The 21,002-nt window shown below is 43.2% G+C and carries 18 protein-coding genes; 5 read left to right on the top strand and 13 right to left on the bottom strand.

Annotation, left to right across the window (positions count from 1 at the left end; translation table 11 throughout):
* Positions 1–25: 25 nt before the first annotated feature.
* The 7 genes from gltA to N773_RS0104395 all read right to left on the bottom strand — a co-directional run bounded on the left by gltA (position 26) and on the right by N773_RS0104395 (position 8,434).
* Positions 26–1,420: an NADPH-dependent glutamate synthase gene (gene gltA, locus N773_RS0104365; RefSeq protein WP_024856646.1), complete on the bottom strand. Its 1,395-nt coding sequence runs from the start codon at positions 1,418–1,420 to the stop codon at positions 26–28.
* Positions 1,413–2,252, bottom strand: coding sequence for a sulfide/dihydroorotate dehydrogenase-like FAD/NAD-binding protein (locus tag N773_RS0104370; protein ID WP_024856647.1), 840 nt, complete (start codon positions 2,250–2,252; stop codon positions 1,413–1,415). The genes gltA and N773_RS0104370 overlap by 8 nt, the downstream gene beginning before the upstream one ends.
* Positions 2,253–2,360: 108 nt before the next feature.
* Entirely contained in the window at positions 2,361–3,560 is a 1,200-nt protein-coding gene (locus tag N773_RS0104375) for a glycoside hydrolase family 10 protein (protein WP_024856648.1), read from the bottom strand.
* An 82-nt stretch (positions 3,561–3,642) separates the two neighbouring features.
* Entirely contained in the window at positions 3,643–6,045 is a 2,403-nt protein-coding gene (locus N773_RS0104380) for a membrane protein (protein ID WP_024856649.1), read from the bottom strand.
* Between the two features lie 17 nt (positions 6,046–6,062).
* Positions 6,063–6,833: a 23S rRNA (guanosine(2251)-2'-O)-methyltransferase RlmB gene (gene rlmB, locus N773_RS0104385; RefSeq protein ID WP_024856650.1), complete on the bottom strand. Its 771-nt coding sequence runs from the start codon at positions 6,831–6,833 to the stop codon at positions 6,063–6,065.
* A gap of 113 nt (positions 6,834–6,946) precedes the next feature.
* Positions 6,947–7,243 (bottom strand): hypothetical protein, encoded by a 297-nt coding sequence (locus N773_RS0104390; RefSeq protein WP_024856651.1) that lies wholly within the window; start codon positions 7,241–7,243, stop codon positions 6,947–6,949.
* 507 nt (positions 7,244–7,750) lie between these two features.
* Positions 7,751–8,434, bottom strand: coding sequence for a DUF6062 family protein (locus N773_RS0104395; RefSeq protein ID WP_024856652.1), 684 nt, complete (start codon positions 8,432–8,434; stop codon positions 7,751–7,753).
* 63 nt (positions 8,435–8,497) lie between these two features.
* On the opposite strand from N773_RS0104395, the gene N773_RS0104400 reads away from it, so the two are divergent.
* Genes N773_RS0104400 through N773_RS21045 form a run of 3 tightly spaced genes read left to right on the top strand, consistent with a single transcriptional unit; the run spans position 8,498 to position 11,018 of the window.
* Entirely contained in the window at positions 8,498–8,911 is a 414-nt protein-coding gene (locus N773_RS0104400) for an Imm1 family immunity protein (protein WP_080678297.1), read from the top strand.
* A 5-nt stretch (positions 8,912–8,916) separates the two neighbouring features.
* Complete coding sequence (locus N773_RS0104405) at positions 8,917–9,738, top strand: DNA-3-methyladenine glycosylase family protein (protein ID WP_024856654.1); 822 nt, start codon at positions 8,917–8,919, stop codon at positions 9,736–9,738.
* Positions 9,739–9,752: 14 nt separating this feature from the next.
* The gene (locus tag N773_RS21045) at positions 9,753–11,018 is read left to right on the top strand and encodes a PrsW family glutamic-type intramembrane protease (RefSeq protein ID WP_024856655.1); all 1,266 of its coding nucleotides are present in this window, start codon (positions 9,753–9,755) and stop codon (positions 11,016–11,018) included.
* Between the two features lie 69 nt (positions 11,019–11,087).
* Here the strand turns inward: N773_RS21045 and N773_RS0104415 are convergent, their stop codons facing one another.
* Positions 11,088–11,909, bottom strand: coding sequence for a hypothetical protein (locus tag N773_RS0104415; protein ID WP_024856656.1), 822 nt, complete (start codon positions 11,907–11,909; stop codon positions 11,088–11,090).
* Between the two features lie 222 nt (positions 11,910–12,131).
* Here N773_RS0104415 and aspS point away from each other — a divergent pair, with 222 nt between their 5' ends.
* Positions 12,132–13,466, top strand: coding sequence for an aspartate--tRNA(Asn) ligase (aspS, locus tag N773_RS0104420; protein ID WP_024856657.1), 1,335 nt, complete (start codon positions 12,132–12,134; stop codon positions 13,464–13,466).
* 51 nt (positions 13,467–13,517) lie between these two features.
* Here the strand turns inward: aspS and N773_RS0104425 are convergent, their stop codons facing one another.
* From N773_RS0104425 to N773_RS22510, 5 genes are all read right to left on the bottom strand, one after another.
* Positions 13,518–14,216, bottom strand: coding sequence for a metallophosphoesterase family protein (locus tag N773_RS0104425; RefSeq protein WP_024856658.1), 699 nt, complete (start codon positions 14,214–14,216; stop codon positions 13,518–13,520).
* Positions 14,217–14,236: 20 nt separating this feature from the next.
* Entirely contained in the window at positions 14,237–14,989 is a 753-nt protein-coding gene (locus N773_RS0104430; RefSeq protein ID WP_024856659.1) for an exodeoxyribonuclease III, read from the bottom strand.
* A gap of 301 nt (positions 14,990–15,290) precedes the next feature.
* Complete coding sequence (gene nrdG / locus N773_RS0104435; protein WP_024856660.1) at positions 15,291–15,812, bottom strand: anaerobic ribonucleoside-triphosphate reductase activating protein; 522 nt, start codon at positions 15,810–15,812, stop codon at positions 15,291–15,293.
* 69 nt (positions 15,813–15,881) lie between these two features.
* Positions 15,882–18,176, bottom strand: a complete 2,295-nt coding sequence (locus N773_RS0104440) for an anaerobic ribonucleoside triphosphate reductase (RefSeq protein ID WP_024856661.1) — start codon at positions 18,174–18,176, stop codon at positions 15,882–15,884.
* Between the two features lie 505 nt (positions 18,177–18,681).
* The gene (locus N773_RS22510) at positions 18,682–18,852 is read right to left on the bottom strand and encodes a hypothetical protein (RefSeq protein WP_196231599.1); all 171 of its coding nucleotides are present in this window, start codon (positions 18,850–18,852) and stop codon (positions 18,682–18,684) included.
* 278 nt (positions 18,853–19,130) lie between these two features.
* Here N773_RS22510 and asnB point away from each other — a divergent pair, with 278 nt between their 5' ends.
* Entirely contained in the window at positions 19,131–20,966 is a 1,836-nt protein-coding gene (gene asnB, locus N773_RS0104450) for an asparagine synthase (glutamine-hydrolyzing) (RefSeq protein ID WP_024856662.1), read from the top strand.
* Positions 20,967–21,002 lie beyond the last annotated feature (36 nt).

The following is a 21,002-nucleotide window of genomic DNA, read 5'->3' on the forward strand; positions in this document are numbered from 1 at the left end:
TTTATCAAGTGATTTAACAGAATGTTTACTCTTCTTCGTTGATATTCTTGATGTAAGCGTCGATAGCTGCCGCGGCCTTTTTACCTGCACCCATCGCGAGAATAACTGTCGCAGCGCCTGTAACAGCGTCACCGCCGGCATATACGCCCTTCTTGGTGGTAGCTTCTGTATCATCAACGATAAGACAGCCGCGCTTGTTTACGTCAAGTCCGGGAGTAGTATTCCTTATCAGCGGATTTGGAGATGTACCGATAGCCATGATAACTGTATCTACATCAAGTTCGTAATCAGAGCCTTCAATAGCTACGGGACTTCTTCTGCCGCTCTCGTCGGGTTCGCCAAGCTCCATCTTACGGCATACCATAGCGCGAACTCTGCCGTTGTCATCGCCCAGCAGTTCAACAGGATTATTGAGAGTCAGAAACTCAACGCCTTCTTCCATAGCGTGATGGACTTCTTCCTTACGCGCGGGAAGTTCTTCAAGAGAACGTCTGTAAACCACATATACTTTCTTAGCACCTATTCTCAGTGCAGAACGCGCAGCGTCCATAGCAACGTTACCACCGCCCACAACAGCAACTTTCTGAGATTTCATGATAGGAGTAGCGTACTCTTTTCTGTAAGCCTTCATCAGATTGATACGAGTAAGGTATTCATTAGCTGAATAAACACCTATAAGACCCTCGCCGTCAATGCCCATAAATCTGGGCAGACCTGCACCCGAACCAACGAAAACAGCTTCATAGCCCATCTCAAAAAGCTCGTCAACTGAAAGCACCTTGCCAATGACCATATTTGTCATGATCTTAACGCCCATCTTGGTCAGATTATCGATCTCGTGCTGAACGATGGTCTTGGGAAGTCTGAATTCGGGGATACCGTACATCAGAACACCGCCTGCTGTATGGAACGCTTCAAATACAGTAACATCATAACCCAGCTTTGCCAGATCACCCGCTGCAGTAAGTCCGCTGGGACCAGCGCCAATGATAGCCACCTTGTGACCATTTGGCTCGGGCAACTCTACTTCAGGCTCCTTGCCTCGCATGTAGTCTGCAACAAATCTCTCCAGTCTGCCGATAGCAACAGGTTCGCCCTTTATACCTCTGACGCACTTGCCCTCGCACTGATTTTCCTGCGGACATACTCTTCCGCAAACAGCAGGCAGGGAGTTAGTAGTCTTGATGATCTCGTAAGCCGCTTCCATATCACCCTCAGCTACCTTGGCGATAAACTCGGGTATCCTTACACCAACAGGACATCCGTTCATGCAGGGTCTGTTCTTACAGTTAAGACAGCGCATAGCCTCTCTTACAGCTTTTTCGAGAGAGTAACCAAGTGTTACCTCTTTGAAGTTCTTCGCCCTGACTTCAGGCTCCTGCTCAGCGATAGGTGTTTTTTCCATTCTCATATCAGCCATTAGCCGCACCTCCCATAAGTCTGCAAACGTGCTGCTTCTCAGCCTCGTTATAAGTGGAATTTCTTCTTACAAGCTCGTTGAAATCAACTTTGTGACCGTCAAAATCAGGACCGTCAACACAGGCATACTTTATCTCTCCGCCGACCCTTACACGACAACCGCCGCACATTCCTGTGCCATCGATCATGATCGGGTTAAGAGAAACAATAGTTTTTATATTGTAAGGTTCTGTTACTTTACAGATGAACTTCATCATAGGAACAGGGCCTATTGCAATTACTTCGTCAAAATTTGCACCTGCATCGATAAGTTCCTTGAGCTTGTCGGTAACAAATCCGTGATAGCCGTAAGAACCATCATCGGTGCAAACGTGTAAATTGGTGGAAGCGGCTCTCATCTCGTCTTCAAGGATAATAATATCCTTGCTTCTGAATCCTGCGATCAGCTGAACATCAATACCCATATTGAAAAGCTTCTTAGCCTGAGGATATGCTATCGCACAGCCAACACCGCCGCCAATGACTGCGACTTTCTTGATATTTGGCTCATATTCGGTAGCCATGCCGAGAGGTCCCACAACATCACGTATAGCTTCGCCCTCTTTAAGTGCGGCAAGCGACATTGTAGAGCCGCCAATTGTCTGGAAAATAATAGTAACTATACCCTTTTCACGGTCAAAATCCGCAATAGTAAGGGGGATCCTTTCGCTGTATTCGTCTGCTCTTACTATTACAAACTGACCTGCATCGGCCTTTTTTGCAATAAAAGGAGCATCAATATCCATCAGCACAACGCTGTCGTTTAACTGTTTCCTTCTGATTATCTTAAACAATCCTATCCCTCCGCAAAAATATTTCATTTTATTATACATCATTTCCTTGAAAATTACAAGGGTCTGAAAAGAATTATAATCATCAACGATAAAATTATTTAGAAAAAATTAATATTTTCCAAGCACTTTTCTGATCGCTTCCCTTTCATCTTTAATCCGCTCTTCTTCCCTGTCCTCACCAAAAAGGCTCTCGTAAGTATAAAGCGATACTCCTTGACACTCTTTGCAATCATCTATCTGACGGGCAATTATTCCTGTGTTGTCAGTAAACTCGACATCCTGACCGATCTTATACACAGCCAGACCTATATCAAGAGCGACGCTTCCTTTACTGCACATTTTCTGCCACTCATCAAGTGTACTCTTGAAAGGCTTGACAGTGTTTTCGTAACCGAAATATATCTGTGGTATTATTCTGTCACAGTACCCTTCCTCATTTATCCACTTTTCCACATCTGCATAAAGTTTGTAATAATTATTTTCCATATTCCCCTGCGGTGATATACTGACCTCTATTCGTTTATCGACTGACTTGACACTCTCATATATCCCGCGGCACATTTCAGAGATATTATCCCTGCGCCATTCATCAAGAGTACTGCCCATTCCTCTTTCAGCGAAGCACTTAGCATCAAATTCGCTGTCGGTTGTCGGATAGAAATAATCATCGTAATGTATACCGTCAACATTGTAATTTTCGGCTATCTCATATGCACCATCAGCGATCAGCTCACGTACCTCCTTGTAAGCAGGATCTAGCCACAGATGACTGTCCTCATCGACAGAACTCACCTTGTCATCACCCTTTTTAAACCATTCAGCTGTTTGAAAGCCTGTAAAGTTTATTAGCTTGTCTGCTGTTTGCAAACGAAGAGGATTTATCCATGCATGAACCGAAAGGTCATGTTCATGAGCTGTTTCGCAGATTATTTCAAGAGGGTCATAATCTCCGCAGAGATACTCCGATGGTGGAAACAGAGCCGAATCATATATTGCGTCCCCGAATGGTCTTACATGAACGTAAATAGTGTTGCATCCAAGGTCGGCTATCTCGGAACAAGCGATATCAAAAGTTGAACGGAAATCATCAGCATTATCTGCCGAAAGTATGGGTGCGAGGTCTATATAGGATATCCACATTCCTTTACGGCGATCATAGTTCAGCGGCGTATAAGCATCGTATTCGGTGGAAGCAGCTTCAAGCCCCGGGGACGGCGATTGTATGCGTTCGTATATTTTCGTATTCTGTGGTATATCTGTGGTACAGCCTGAAAGCATTATGACAATCGTAAGCAGTATCTTTTTCATTTGCATCACTCCCGCATAAAATGTATGCGAAAAATACTGCTCATATTACAAAAATACCGCCGGCGAACCGACGGTATTGATATCAGATTTTTTTGCTTCCAAGCATCGCAAGCATTATACCCGCAAATACCAGATGATAAACGATTATCAGTGTTGGTGTTATCTGCGCGAATGTACCAAGAAGCATCGAGATAAGGCATATAGCAGCTCCAAGTGCCACTGAGCCGACCTGAATTGCGATACCAAGCTGAGCCGCAGATCTTATCTTCTTTACCCCGGTTATCAACATGGCAAATGACGGAAAACTTCCGCTGCACATCATCGGCGAAGATTCACGCTCGTTGAATCCGACTTCGTTTTCATATTCCTTGTGATACCTGAAAGGTAGCATCTTTATAGAACCGTTGTCGAGGTCAAAAAGACTTTCAAGAAACTCTTGTGTGAGGAAGCCGTCCACATTTCTGACAACGGTGACAACACCTTCTTTTTCAAGTGCCTGCATCCATTTTGTAACTGAAATAGATGGTGTGATTTTCAGAACAAACATTGTACATATCACACCGGATATGGACAGATAAAGTATCACATTGCCCTTACCGTATTCAGCTTCTTTTGAAACAGGTGGCAGACCGTCAATTGAATGATCTTCCATATGCTGTCTTGTGCCGAGAAGTACTCTTTTATTATCTATCCAGCCCGATAACCCTCTTTCGTCCTCATAGATATAGCTTTCTACGGGATAAAGCATATCAAGCTTGCCTTTGAGTATTTTATAGAACGAATTCTTAAGAACACTGTCCGAACGAAAAACCAGGCTTGAAGCCAAAAGTATACATTCATCCAGCGGTTCGGTGGAAAGAAGTTTAAGATTTATAAGATCAACGCTTTCCTTCGGGAAAAGATGAACTGCATCTACCATTACAGAATTTGTATCAGAAAATTCCTCAACGGCGCTGTAACCAAGTATTACCGAAGAATACTGCAGATATTTGTTGGTTGCCTTGCTTATCGGTAAATTAACAGCCAGTATCAGCGATAGCGAAGAACACATTGTTACAGTTCCCGAAAAAGCAGCAAGAGCCACATAAATTTTATCTACGCTTGAACCTGCGTGCTTGTCACAGATAAAAGAGAGAAGACCCGTTAAAAGTCCTGCAATAAGTATTATAGGTGCAGAGTATTTTGCAAATCTGTCTGACACATCGGGGGCATAGCTGTTTTTTATGAAATCCTCGATAAAGCTCGTCTTGCGCATAGCAGCCATATTGGCGTTCACAGGCACAGCTCCCCTGCCGAGATTCACAGCAGTGCTTCCGTCAACGCTTTTAACAGCGTATCTTTCGAAATCACCTGCGATGTATCTGAAATTCTTTTCTGTACGCTGTACAGTCATCATTTTGCCGAGAGTATTGAATATCAGACCCATGATAGCAGCCGAAACATATACATGGTAATAGCCGTCGCGTACAGAATCGGGTTCAAACAGAGTTGCTATCCCCGCGATGACAGAAACAAATATCCCTACTGCTGCGATCGAATCATTATCCGGCTTTCTCAGGAACATATTTTTCAGACCTGCAGTCATGACCGAATAAGAAACTCCAAGTGCCAGCAGACCCATTATCGTATTTGAAAACAGGAACGCTGATGGTGATACCGACCTGTCAAATATTCTTATAACAGGAAATTCCAGATCATTTGCAACGGTTATAAGCAAACTTGAAAGACCTGTAAACAGAAGCACGCACAATCTGAGAAACAGATTGCTTTTTATCTGAAGTATATCGTTCAGGACTTTAGGTGCCTCATCGTAGTTTTCAAACTCTTTCTGACCATAAGATATCTTTTTATGTTTGCCGATCTCAGCAGCTTCGTCATCGTCCATACTGTCAAGTACAAAGCTTTCTACTTTCGACTTCCTGTGCCTTTCCAGTTCTGCCGAACGGCTGTCATAATCGTCTACGGTCGCGTTATCCATAGTATTTTCTTCATCGGAAATATCATCAAGGTATTTGCTTTGAGGAATGATCTTTCCTTCGAGACCAAACTTAATATCCTTAACGCTTGTACGCCTTACCGGTTCAGCAGACAGCTCACCATTTTTATCGATATTTACATTCTTTTCCGAAAGCTTGCTGATCTTTCTCGCATTCCTCATTGCCAGGTCTTCATCTATAGGACTAGCATTATCAAGAAGATCGTCTGACATTAAAAGGTCGTCACTTCTTTGAGATGATGCCACAGCTTTTTTGATGACTGCATCGTCAGCACTTTTTTCGGAAGATGTATTATCAGGGACATCATGATCCTTTCCAGCTGTTCTATCGGAACGAATATCCGGGATAACAGCGGCAGGATTTTTATTCTCAGGCTTTGAGAAGCTTATATCGAAGTTATCAGGATCATCAGCCTTGGGTCTGTTATTTGTTTTGTGTTTATTGCTGTATTCCGACAAAATATCGTCGATGGAATATTTATCAGCCAATCCATATCACTCCCAATCTACTTGATGGCGCGTTGGCGCACTATCTCATACATAAAGATTCCCGCGGCAACAGAAGCGTTAAGCGAGGTTATCTTGCCCGCCATCGGCAGGCTGAGAAGCATATCGCATTTTTCTTTCATAAGTCTTCCCATGCCGAAGCCCTCAGAACCTACAACAAGCCCGATAGGACCGCGAAGATCAGCACCGGAATAGTTTTCACCTGCACCGTCTGTTCCATAGATCCAAATGCCTTGTTTTTTCAGTTCATCAACTGCCGCAGCAAGATTTGGTACTCTTGCAACAGGCAGCCAGCTTGCTGCACCTGCAGAAGTCTTGAATACCGTATGGTTCAGCGAAGCGCTTCTTCTCTTAGGTATGATTATACCATGAGCGCCCGCAGCCTCGGCTGTACGTATTATAGCACCGAGATTATGCGGATCTTCGATCTCGTCACATATTATTATGAAAGGATCTTCACCCTTCTTTTCAGCGATAGCGAGAATATCCTCGACTTCCACATACTCAGCACAGGCACCCACAGCTATAACGCCCTGATGTGCCGCACCGCCTGCCATGTAATCGAGCTTGACTTCCCTGACCTGCTTTACGGGTATATCCCTTTCCTTGGCAAGTTTCAGTATCAGCGATATTGAACCTTTAGCTTCCGGATTCACGAAGATCATATCAATAAGCTTATCGGCTTTCAGTGCCTCGATAACGGGATTTCTTCCAAGGATAAGCTCTTCGTCACGCTTATTTTCGGTAGTGTTATTTCTGTCTTTATTCATAATCAAAAATCCTTTTTCAAACAACAGTTATTACGTATTATAGCACAAAAATCCTCAAAAGCCAATAGTTTCCGAGGATTTTTTGCAATTTAAACAAATAGCATATAGGATTTTTAGAAAATATGTGCGCTATCATAAAGCAAAAGAACAACTACCATCACCGAAATAACTACAGCGCCGAGGAGCACAGCCGGAAGTGTTTTAAGGGTTTTGCTATGGTGACTTTTACAGCAGCTTTCTCTGCTTTCCATTTCATCAGTCAGCTTTTGAAGAAACTCACCTGCCACGACCTTAGGTTCGGTTTCCGAAAATAGTTCACAGTTTGAGTTCACGAACAAAAGTGCTCTTTCAAAATATTCATTGTTCGTACACTTAATTTCAATAATCTGCTTGTTAACGCCTTTTATCACCTTTCAGACATCTCCTTACCATTGATTTTCACATTAATGTCCGATAGAATGTACTTCTCAACAATTTGCTGTTGAAAAGTTGAAAACTCATTTCATGTTCCAACATTTTCAAACCAAAACTGTTGAAAAAGCTGTTGAAAAGGTTGAAAATCATGAAAATTTCCGAGGTTTTCAACATTGGTTAATTTTGTTGAAAAATATACTCAAGGACAAAAATATGTACATCAGGTGAAAACGAAGACTTCAGAAACTCTTATTTATGCCGTAAACTATTACTATTCTATGAATGCCGCAACATTTCGGCAAAGCATAAAAACTGTATTCCCTAATTTCCAGGTATTTTCGGAGAGTGTTAATTTGTTAGGCTATTTACGGGCTTATATATCCATAAAAATGTACTCGTTTTACTCTGTCGGGCAAATAACACTCATCTCTGAAAGTCTGTACAATATTATGTATTTTTATTCAGCTGGAAAGCTAAAAGAAAAATTACATTCTGTTACGAAATTATCGTGTTGTCAGAAACTTTATCGCTCTCTCGATTGAATCCTTGGAATTGCCCCAGTCGGCATCACTTCCGTTGTTACGGTAGTCGTACATATTGCAGTAATGGGTGACATCTTTTTCAAGTTCAGCCAGATATTTTTCTGTCAGAGAAGCACAGGCTTCCTTGAAACCAGCCTGTATCTTCTTGCTCATCTTATCCTCGCAGGCGGAGACAAGCATATCATAATGTGGCAGACAAAGCATTTCCTGCTCGGCAAACAGCTGACGGAATTCGCTTTCCTGTTCGTAGAGTTCGAAAAGTGTAACCATTATCCGAGACATTCCCCACTCTATCTTATTGCAGACGAAACAATCGTTATTCACTGCGGAAACACGCTTCTGCTTGGCTGACTTTCCCTCGAAGATGCTCTGCCTTTTAAGGACATTCTTCTGGAGTGACTGTAAATGTGTTGACAGCATAAGCGCCAGTGAAAGACGGTTCTTGCAGGCACGCATCTGCTCGAAATGAGTTTTGCAGAAGCCCTGTTTATTAGTTTCTATACGTACATCGGGCTCCATCATGGCGGCACCCATGATATAGTCTATGGTTCGCTGTTCAAGAGTATCGCGCAGTCTGCATATCGGACAGCCGCATTTCGGCTCGAATATTTCGGTAACGGGTATGGTAAGTATACTTTCTCTCATCAAAAAACTTCCTTTCGCATATAAGCAAAAAATATCTTGAAAAATATTCCATAATATAGTATAATGTATTTTAATGAAATTTGCAAGTGTCTTATAAAAGGTGAAGCTATGCGCATTAGTTACGAAAAAGGTGACATCACTCTCTCCGATATCAATGAAGTTATCTCGCTGATATTAAGTCTTTCCGAAAAAGGAATGGCTGAGATATGGATAAGCGAAGATAGTACAGATTATCCTGCCCTTGCCGTGCTCGTCAACCGCAGATATGCCTGTCTGAACTATTTCGGGGATGATGATGGCGATATGTATATGTCACGCTGTGATGAAAACATCGAAGTCACATTTAACCCCGGCGGTATCGAATGGACAGCCCCTGCGGACGCTGTTGTTTCAATTGAAATCGCTTTTGCTTGCATAAGACAATTCTGCGAAAACTATAAACTGCCCGACTGTATAGAATGGCAGTACGGAGTGTGAACATAATGGACTACAAAATAGACGGCAAAGATATACTGCTCTGTCAGGCTGATTTTGATCTTGACCAGACCCTTGACTGCGGTCAGGCGTTCAGGTGGGAAAAGACTGACGAAAACACCTACAGTGGAGCATTTTTAAATAAGAAACTGGTTATTAGCTGTGAGAACGGCGCTGATGTTTTCAAGCTTCACGATACCACCGAGGAAGACTTTCTTTCTTTATGGGCAGATTATTTCGATCTTTCCACTGATTACAGTGAACTTAAAAGGCGTTTTTCCGAGGACGAGACCCTCTCCAAAGCCTGCAGATACGCAAGCGGTATACGAATACTCCGTCAGGACAGCTGGGAGGCGCTTTCCTCTTTCATAATCAGCCAGAATAATAATATCCCCCGCATAAAAGGGATAATAGGACGGCTTTGCGAACACTGCGGCGGCTATCCCGCATGGCAGGAACTCACCGAGGAGACCGAGGAGAGCCTTGCTTATCTCCGTGCGGGATTCAGGGCAAAATACCTTGTTGACGCAGTGCAGAAGATACGAAGCGGTACCATAGACCTCGAAAAGATACGAAGTATGGATATCGAATGTGCTCGTAAACTTTTGCAGACCATCAAAGGCGTAGGCCCCAAGGTTGCCGAATGTGCACTGCTCTTCGGATTTTATCGTACAGAAGCTTTTCCGATAGATGTATGGGTCAAACGAGTTATGGCAAACTGGTATCCCAATGGTCTCCCTGAATGTACAAAAGGATACGAGGGCATAGCGCAGCAGTATCTTTTCCATTATATAAGAACTTCTGAGGAAGCAGCTGCTTCACTGAAATAAAGGAGGAAATTTGATTGACATTAGCTCTTATTGGTATCGCATTGATACCTACCATAATTATTTTTTCTGCGGTGCTGAAAAAGACACCGACTGTAAAAAAAGAACCCTTTAAAAGAGTTACTAAAGTATTCATTAAGAGTGCACTATCAACTATAATCGCTGCAATATTAGAAGTTATTGGTGCGGTTATAGTGGCTGTTGCATATAGTTCCGACGCAGATAAAATAGCAAGTATGTCCGGATTTTTTATACTTTGCCTGTTCGTTATCGGTCCATCAGAGGAAGCCTGCAAATATTTCACATTCAAGCGAAATATCTTTAATGACAGACAGTTTGATCATACCTATGACGGCATAGTTTATGGCGCAGCCGCAGCTCTTGGTTTTGCTACCCTGGAGAATGTACTTTATGTATTGCAGTATGGTGCTCTGACAGGGCTTTTCAGGGCGGTACTTTCAGTTCCTCTCCATGCGTTCACAGGAATTTTAATGGGTTACAATTTCGGTATCTCTAAATACATAAAGTACAATAATCTAATAAATGCAGTAAATAATAAAAATCCTCAGCGGCGCGCATTTCTTATTTCGGTCGTAGTACATGGTATGTTCGACTTCCTTCTGTTTGCAACCAAAGCAACTGATGCTCCCGAAAACTTCGAATATGTAGCTATCGCAGGAGTTATCGGTATTATGATATTTGTATATGTGCTGATGTTTAAGACCATCAATAAAGCAAGCAAACAGGATCTCATCATATACGGTGAATATTACTACCAGCACCTGAACGGTCAGTTGCAGGATATGGTCGGAAAAACGAATGAGAAAGGTGCCGTATTTGTAGCCACAGAAACTATACCAAACTATACCACAAATACGAATGGATACCAACCGAATGCGATGTCAGGTCAGCCTGTTGCATGGCAGTACGGTCAGCAGGCAAACAATAATTATCAGCAGCCGGGAGGTTATCCTTACGGAAACACACAGAACGGTCAGTACGGCTATCAGCCGCACAACACCTATCAGCAGCCTAATAACGTCAATCCTTACAGTAACGGACAGTACAGATATCCTACTCAAAATACATATCAACCTCAGCAAAATACATATCAGCCCCAGCAAAACGGTACCTACGGACAGTCATATGATCCAGTCCGCCCGATGTACACACCGACACAGGCTCAACCTCAGCCCGCTGAAACGATAAAATTCTGTACCGAGTGTGGAAACAGGCTGACTACGGATTCAAAATTTTGTCCCGTCTGCGGAAACAGAATATAAACACAAATAAAGGCATGAGTATTATGGTAAACTCATGCCTTTATTCTGTCAATTTATACTTGCAATAGTCTACCTGTATCTGCTGTCGACCTGCCATGGCATTGGCTCAAGCATCACTACTACAGGAATTTCACACGAAGAATATGTTATGCTGTCATCACTTGCATGGATACTTCCCTTATCGACAATGCCCTCGTCCTCAAGCTGTCGGAGACATTCAAGCATCTTCTCTTTTTTGCCTCCGGTATCCATTGCCTTGAAGTCTTCGGACGCCTGCAGTTCATTTATCTTGTTTCTTGCAGAATCCATTTTTTTCAGTTCTTTATCGGTAAAGCTCTCGTAAACAAATATCTCCGCGGTGTTTGTTCTGTGTTCGGTAGTACCGTCGATATAACGAGCATAAAAACGGTATTTCCTGTCCTCTGATACGTCTGGGTCGGCGGGAAAAGTATCATCTAACTTATAACGCAGGCTGTACCACGCATCACCCATTATATCATCGCCTGACTTTTCAAATTCTCCATTATCCAGCATCACGCCGATAACTTGGGCTGTATCAGCATCGATAAGCTCGACTTTCTGTGCGTCAATGATATCGCGGGCAACGAATATTACCTCGCTGTCATCGACACCAATCTTGATATCCCTTTTATCGGTAAAAAGCGCAAGGTCTTCAACGCTCTCTGTGAACTGTTCTTCAGGAATATCAACTGTCGATTCTTCTGTTTCAACAGCGCTTTCGGTTACTTCAAGCACTTCGGAAGATACCGGTGTATCAACGGACTTACTTTGTGCCGCTGAACTTGCATCTTCTTTATTATCACCTGTTCCGCACCCTGACAGGATCACTGTCATCAGTGCCGATAAAACAGCTATTGTTTTCATTTTCATGTTTTTGCCTCCTTCATTAATATATTAATAAAGATAACATAAATCACTCTGAAAGTCAAGTAATTATCCTACGATAACCGTACCTGAAAATATGTTCTGCTTTACAAAAAAGATTTATTTTTTGAAATAAAATATACTCATATCGCTGTTGACATTTTTCCCGAAAAGGGTTATAATATATAAGTATGTAAAATCTTATCCGAAACGGGAGGAATTTATTAAATGAACAGAACATACATAAAAGACGTTAAAGAGCATCTTGGCGAGACCATAAAGGTCCAGGGCTTTGTTGAGAATTACAGAAATGCCCGTGCTATGGCTTTTATCGTCGTTAAGGACATTACAGGCAAATTACAGGTAACTGTTGAAAAGGAGAAGCACCCCGAGCTCAATGAAAAGCTCGATTCACTGACAGGCGATTCCGTTGTTACCATTATCGGTCAGGTATTCGAGAATGACTACGTAAAACTGGGCGGTCTGGAAATGATACCCGAGGATATAATCCCCGAAAGCATCGCTGACGCTATCCCAATAGCAAGAAAAGAGATCCCTGCTACAAAGAAGAAAAAGGCTGTTGAACGTTCAAGCATCGATCAGCGTATCGACTACCGTTGGATAGACTTGCGTACCGATGAGAACCAGCTGATGTTCAAGGCACAGACCGTTATGGTAAATGCAATGAGAAATTTCCTGCTGGGCGAGAATTTCATCGAGATACACACCCCAAAGCTGATAGGTGCTGCTTCCGAGAGCGGTTCCAGCGTATTTGAGGTAAAATACTTCGACAGAAACGCATACCTTGCACAGAGCCCTCAGTTCTACAAGCAGATGGCAATGGCAAGCGGCTTTGAGCGTATCTTTGAGGTAGGACCTGTGTTCAGAGCTGAAAAGAGCTACACAAGTAAGCACACAACCGAGTTCACAGGTTTCGATCTTGAATTCAGCTACATCAACGATTACAGAGATGTTATGGCTATGGAGGAGCAGCTCCTCAAGGCAGGTCTTTCCGCTGTTAAGGAAAAGTACGGCGATGAGATCAAGGAACTCTTCGGTCAGGATATAATCGTTCCCGAAACTCCCTTCCCTGTTGTAAAGCTTGCAGACCTTTACAAGGCGCTCGAAGAAGAGTTCGGCTACAAGGTACCCGAGGAAGAAAAGGGCGACCTCACCACCGACGCTGAAAAGCTCAGCTATGAGTGGGTCAAGAAGCACTACAACCACGAGTTCCTCTTTGTTACCGATTTTGATGCAGAGAAGCGTGCGTTCTATCATATGAGAGATGAAAAGGGCGTTCCTATGGGCTACGACCTCATCTGGAGAGGTGTCGAGATCACCACCGGCGCACAGCGTGAGCACAGATATGAAGTTCTTAAGAAGCAGGCTGCAGAAAAGGGTCTGGATGAGGATGTTAAGTTCTATCTTGAGTTCTTCAAGTATGGCTGTCCTCCTCACGGCGGTTTTGGTATCGGCGTTGACAGACTGACTATGCTGCTCCTTGGTCTGCACATCAAGGAAGCTATGTTCATCTTCCGCGGTCCTAACAGACTGAATCCATAGTATAAAAATAAAGGCTCGTTCCTGTTCGGGAGCGAGCCTTGTTTGTTGTATTCAGATCTTAACTATTTTATTAAAAAGCACGTTGAACCTTGGTTCGATCTCACTTGTCATATCCGTGTGATAATGTCCCGAGAACCATGCCTTGTAATCAATTTTTTTGCCTATATCTTCAAGAAATGCATTGAGCTTGTTGTCGGGATATTCGTTCTTCAGACCTAGTTTCACTGCTATCTCATGCTGTATAGATGAGGGTGCGCAATGGGTCAGGACATAGTCTGTTTTCCAATCATTTTTTTCAAGAGTAGCCAGAGCGTGAACATACTCTTCATCACTGGGAAGCTCCTGCTCCCATATTGATGTACCTAATTCACGGAACTCCTTATCGTGAGATTCAGCGCCACCCATGGTGAAAAATTTCTTTCCCTGCAATTCAAACATTTCGCCCCGCTTCAGATGATAGATGCTGTTCCCGATCCTGTGAGCTTTTCCGCCGCAGTATTCCACTTCTTCAAAGGTTTCAAGCAAATCGAAATTCTCGTGATTGCCGTCGATGAAAAGGGTGGTATATGGCTTCATATCCAGCCATTTCCGCCACCAGAGATCTTCCGCATCGTTATTCCAGACCAGACCAAAATCCCCCGCGATGATAAGAAAATCCTCCTTAGTCATCAGTTTCTGGACAAGGTTTGCCTTTGCGGAAAGCTTGCCAATATCCGTGCACCCATGGATATCACCCGTAACAAGTATCATTTTTCTCCCCCCGAAAAATCTTAAAACTCTATATCCAATTCAACAGGACAATGATCGCTGCCTTCTATATCTTTTAGTATCTTTGAATCCTTGACCTTGTCCATAAGCCTTTCTGAAACTACAAAATAGTCGATACGCCACCCCGCGTTGTTCTTTCTCGCATTGAACCTGTAGGACCACCATGAATAAGCTCCCGTAACATCGGGATAAAGTCTGCGGAAAGTATCAGCAAATCCCGCCGCAAGAAGCTCCGTGAATTTGCCGCGCTCCTGATCCGAGAAACCTGCATTGCCCGCATTGCTCTTTGGATTTTTAAGGTCTATCTCCTCGTGAGCAACATTGAGATCTCCGCAGTATACCACAGGTTTTTTCTTGTCAAGTTCCGAAAGATAGGCTCGCATATCGTCCTCAAATTCCATACGATAGTCGATACGCTTCAGTTCGTTCTGCGCATTCGGTACATAACAGCACACAAAATAAAAATCCTCATATTCACAGGTGATAACCCTGCCCTCATCTGTATGAGTGCCGTTCAACCCGAATTTAACATCGAACGGTTCTTTCTTTGTATAAACCGCCGTACCCGAATAACCTTTCTTGATCGCGCTATGGAAATACTTATGATACCCCTCGGGCGAAAAATCAGCCTGATCGGGCTGCATCTTAGTCTCCTGCATACAGAAGATATCAGCATCCGCAGCGGTGAAAAAATCACCGAAACCCTTTTGCAGGCAAGCCCTGAATCCATTAACGTTCCATGATATAAATTTCATAATACCCAACCCTTTCCGATGCGCACTATTCTAATTTTTATTATATCACATTATTTAACAAAAGTAAAGACTTCGGGCATTGCATATCATGTTAGTTTATTTTAAATTATATTTATAATAAACTCGATAAATTAACATATCCAATAATCCGTAATGGCTGATGCTGAAAAATGTCCATATATAATAGTGGTAATAATATGCAATCGATAATATCATACTTTTAATGATATGACATAATAATGCCACAGTACCCCTGAAATAATATCAGGAATACTATGGCATAAACACTTGTCTTAATAACTCAAAGCAACGAATCATCGACCTCAACTGCTTTACCCTCTTTCAGAGAGCGCTGAACATCGATAAAACGCTGATTTGAACTTCCACGGAATTTCAGCTCGAGAGAACGTTTTTCTTCCTCGAATCTTCCGTCAACCAGATAATCAAGCTTTTCAAGCAGAGCCTTGCAGTCAGGTTCGGTCTTCCCTCGCTCAATAAGCTGTTCAAAAGTGTAACCTGTATAACTTATGATATTCAGTCTGCGTTCTTTGAATCCGCGTATCTTTTCAGCCAGTGAGAGAAGAGCGGAACACTGACAGAAAGGTTCTCCCCCGCTGAAAGTGACGCCGTCAAGCAAAGGGTCTTTGATTATCATATCAAAAATACGATCCGTGTCATCGATCATGCCGCCCTCAAAATCGTGGGTCTGAGGGTTCTGGCAGCCTTTGCAGTGATGAGGGCAGCCCTGGGTAAACACAGTGAACCTGAAACCCGGTCCGTCAACTATAGATTCCTCAGCCAGACCGGCTATCCTGATCTCCATAATAAACCTCCGATATATGCGCAAAATCATCTCCTGTACAATTGAGATGGACAGGAGATGATGGTAGTCTTATTTCTTCTTGGTCTTAGCGGTCTTCTTTTCAGATGTTTCAGCAGGCACAGCGTCGATCTTGATACGAGGTATCCTCTCATGTGTGGACTTGCGGTGCTCAGCTTCCGATCTGCCGCATCTCGGGCAGCGGTCACCGATTATACCTGTGTATCCGCACTCCGGGTCTCTGTCAACAGGATGGTTGATAGAGCCGTAGCCTATGCCGACCTCTTTCATGTATCTTACGATCTTTTCAAAGGCGCTCAGGTTGCCCAGCGGATCGCCGTCAAGTTCAACATAACTGATATGACCTGCGTTGGTCAGCTCGTGATAAGGCGCTTCGATAGCAAGCTTTTCAAAAGCGTTGATCTTATAGTATACAGGTACATGGAAGGAGTTTGTATAGTAATCTCTGTCCGTAACACCCGGAATGTCACCGAAAAGTTCCTTGTCCATCTTTACAAAACGTCCCGAAAGACCCTCGGCAGGTGTAGCCAGCAGTGAGTAATTCATGCCTGTAGCCGCAGTTTCCTGATCCATGCGCTCGCGCATATGCTTGATTATCTCAAGACCAAGTTTACGCGATTCTTCCGATTCGCCGTGATGCTTGCCTGTCAGAACTTTAAGGCACTCGGCAAGACCTATGAAACCAACAGAAAGTGTGCCGTGCTTGAGCACTTCACCAACACTGTCATTGTAGGAGAGCTTTTCCGAATCCATCCAGACGCCCTGTCCCATGAGGAAAGGATAGTTCTTAACTCTCTTGCTTGCCTGTATCCTGTATCTGTGCATCAGCTGATCGATACAAAGCTGAAGTTTCTCATCAAGCAGCTGATAGAAAAGATCAATATTGTAATGTGCTTTAATGCCAAGTCTCGGCAGATTGATGGTAGTAAAGCTGAGGTTACCTCTGCCTGTAACGACCTCTCTTTCAGGGTCGTAAGCGTTGCCGATAACTCTTGTACGGCAGCCCATGTAAGCAATCTCGGTATTGGGATCGCCCTCTTTGTAGTACTGAAGATTGAAAGGCGCATCGATAAAGGAGAAGTTCGGGAAAAGTCTCTTTGCCGAAACTCTGCACGCCAGTTTGAACAGATCATAGTTCGGATCTTCTGGGTTTACGTTAACGCCCTCTTTGACCTTAAAAATGTGTATCGGGAATATAGGTGTTTCACCGTTTCCGAGACCTGCCTCCTCAGCAAGCAGGATATTCTTTATGACCATCCTGCCCTCGATAGAGGTATCAGTACCGTAGTTTATGGAGCTGAAAGGTGTCTGAGCACCTGCTCTTGAATTCATGGTATTGAGATTGTGTATCAGTGCTTCCATTGCCTGATAGGTAGCCCTGTCAGTCTCCTTTACAGCACACTTGAAAGCGAAATTCTGAATCTTTTTAACGACCTTTGCATCGGCATATGAGGACAGCAGCTGAGCTTCTTCCTCCATATAGCCGTTATCGTTTGCAAGCGTAGGAGTAAGTCCCCTCTTAGCCAGAAAATCAGCACATCTCTGAGCTATATCGGGATTATCGGGTACATCAGCCAGAAGAGATAGTCCTCTGCGGATATTATCTCTGTAACGGTGGCGGAATGTCTTCTTGACACCCTCAGCCATATCATAATCAAACTTAGGGATAGACTGACCGCCGTGCTGGTCGTTCTGGTTGGACTGTATAGCTATACAAGCCAGTGCCGCATAGCTGGTGATATCATTAGGAGTCCTCAGATAGCCATGACCTGTGGAAAATCCGCCTGTGAACAGCTTGGTAAGATCTATCTGGGTGCAGGTAGTGGTGAGAGTATAGAAGTCCATATCATGGATATGGATATCGCCGTTTTCGTGAGCTTCGGCGTGTTCCTCTTCAAGAACATACATCTCATAGAATTCCTTGGCACCAACGGAACCGTATTTAAGCATGGTACCCATAGCGGTATCGCCATCGATATTGGCATTCTCTCGCTTCAGGTCGCTGTCCTCTGCGGACTTGAAAGTGAGGTCTTCATACACCTTCATAAGGCGGGTATCCATCTCACGCGCCTTAGTTCTCTCGGAACGATAAAGAATATAGGATTTTGCAGTAGCCGCATGACCCTCCTCGATAAGAACCTTTTCAACGCAGTCCTGTATCTCTTCAACGGTAGGAGTCGAGATATTGTTTGCCATCAGCATATCGACTACTCTTCCCGAAAGTTCAAGTGCGGTCTCATAGTCGCTTCCGCCGACAGACTGAGCTGCCTTGTAGATAGCCTGAGCTATCTTTTCAATATTGAAAGTAACGGTACGGCCGTCCCTCTTCTTTATTTTTACGATCATGGTACTTCCTCCATACTTTATTGTAATAAAGTGTTGAACAATATTCAACCACCATATCTAGTATTCAAAATGCGTTCGTATTCTAGTATATAGTAATATCCTTCCAAAGTCAAGGCAGGTGTATGCCAAAAAGTACGTGTGATATTTGTACATTTTGCACAACGCTTCAATTGGTTTCTTGTGCAAAACAATTACATTTTGGAAAATCATAGCAAGACAAATATCCTGACCCGACGTGCTGTTTTATACATCGATCAGCTGTGACAAGCAGTATTGCTTGCCATATATAGCATACTTTTTCGGCGTTTTATTGATTTGAAGTTCATTAAACAAAAAATGTCATATTACATGTAGAATACAACTTCATCTTAAAAGGTTACAATTTGTAATTTTTATATTCTGACAAGTGAAATCGCCTGACAGTATTTGAACAGCCTTTTATTCATAAAAAAGCACCTTTACCCTAACAGCAAAGGCGCATATCAGAAATCAAATCAAGGAATATTTACTTTTCGCTGCTGTAATCATGAGTGACCACCGGAGCACCGTATTCCTTTTCAAGTACTTCTTCAAGACTTGTGTTTACCATATAAGCCCCAAAAGATATGAGCATGGCGAGCAGTCCTATAAGCAGTGCGATATCCGGTCTGAAAAACTTCTTCTTTTTCTCCTTCATGCCCGTATCCCCCTTAAAAACCTTAATGGTTTATTATATTATTTATTATACACTATCTTCTCTCATTTTGCAAGGGTTTAAAGCAAATTATTCAAAAAGGCATTAAAAATCAGATATTGACTGCTATTTAGACAATTTTATGCATCTGACTTTGTTTATTTTTACAAAATACCTATTGCAAATACATTCAAGGCGGTGTATAATATAAATTGTATTTGCAGCGGAGATACCATCCGCTTTATGATCATTCAGATTTATTCTGGGAAACGAGGGTATTTATGTGTGGTATCGTAGGATTTACGAACAGTATTGATAATGCGTCCGATGTACTCGGAAAGATGATGGACAGGATAAAACACCGCGGTCCCGATTCTGATGGCAAATATGTCGATGACGGCGTTGCAATGGGATTTCGCAGACTTTCTATAATCGACCTCAGTGATGTTGGCAGTCAGCCTATCTTCAATGAGGATAAGTCACTTGTTCTGACTTTCAACGGTGAGATATATAATTTCAAAGAACTCAGAGAAGAACTTATCGCTGCAGGTCACAGCTTCTACACTAAGACTGACTCCGAGGTGCTGATCCACGGTTATGAAGAATGGGGCGAGAAACTGCTGGACAGACTGCGCGGTATGTTCGCTTTCGTTATATACAATAAAAATACAGGCGAGCTTTTCGGTGCGAGAGATTTCTTCGGCATCAAGCCTTTCTATTATGCACAGATGGACGGCACTTTTATGTGGGGCAGCGAGATAAAAAGCTTCCTCGACCACCCCGCTTTTAAAAAGGAACTGAACACCGATGTTCTTGAAACATATCTGACATTCCAGTACTCTCCCACCGAAGATACATTCTTTAAGAACGTAAAGAAACTTCTGCCTGCACACTGCTTTACCTACAAAGACGGCAAGCTGAATATCCGCCGTTACTGGGAAGTAAAATTCAATGCAGATAATGCCCCCGACCTTGAAACATGGGTCGAGAAGATATCCGATACTTTTAAAAACTCGGTGGAAGCTCACAAATTTGCTGATGTTGAGGTTGGTTCTTTCCTTTCAAGCGGCGTTGATTCAAGCTACGTTGCGGCAGTTGCTGATGTTGACAAGACTTTTACCGTCGGCTTCGGCGAGGACGAAAAGTACAACGAGATAGGATACGCCAAGGAGTTCTCTAAGTACATCGGAAAAGAGAATTTCTCAAAGGTCATCACTCCCGAGGAATACTGGGACAATCTCAAAAAGATACAATACCATATGGACGAGCCTCTTGCTGACCCTGCGGCTATCGCGCTGTTCTTTGTGTGTCAGCTGGCATCTCAGCAGGTAAAGGCTGTTCTCTCGGGCGAGGGTGCTGATGAAATATTCGGCGGATACAATATCTACCATAACCCCGCTGATATGGCTTCCTACTTCAAGATACCCAGACCTATCAGAAAAGGCGTGGGTGCTATCGCCGAAAAACTGCCACACAAACATGGCGTCAACTATCTGATAAGAGGTTCAAAAGACCTTGACGAGCGCTTCATAGGAAATGCTTATATCTTCTCTGAAAAAGAGCGCAAAAAGATACTGAAGATAAAAACAAACGCTCCCGACGCTATGGCTGTCACCAAGCCTTACTACGATAAAGTCCGCGACCAGGATCAGGTGACTCAGATGCAGTATCTCGATCTCCACCTTTGGATGGCAGGTGATATACTGCTGAAAGCCGATAAAATGTCCATGGCTCATTCCCTTGAACTGAGAGTTCCTTTCCTTGACAGAAAAGTCATGGAACTCGCCGAAAAGATACCTGCAAAATACCGCGTTACCAAAGAGAATACCAAGTATGCCATGAGGATAGCAGCCCTCAAAGCCTGCCCGCCTCAGACAGCAAACAAGAAAAAGCTGGGCTTTCCTGTACCTACCAGAGTATGGCTCAGAGAAGATAAATACTACGGTATAGTAAAGGACTGCTTCACTTCTCCTGTCGCAGAAAAATTCTTCAATACTTCAGAACTGGTATCCCTGCTGGACGACCACAGAGCAATGAAGTATGACTACTCGAGAAAGATCTGGACCGTATTCACATTCCTCATCTGGTATGATGTATATTTCGGTGCAAGTGTCTGAACCTATATAAAATTAATAACCGCAGTACTTACAAAC

The sequence above is a fragment of the Ruminococcus albus AD2013 genome (assembly GCF_000526775.1).
Classification (GTDB): Bacteria; Bacillota; Clostridia; order Oscillospirales; family Ruminococcaceae; genus Hominimerdicola; species Hominimerdicola alba_A.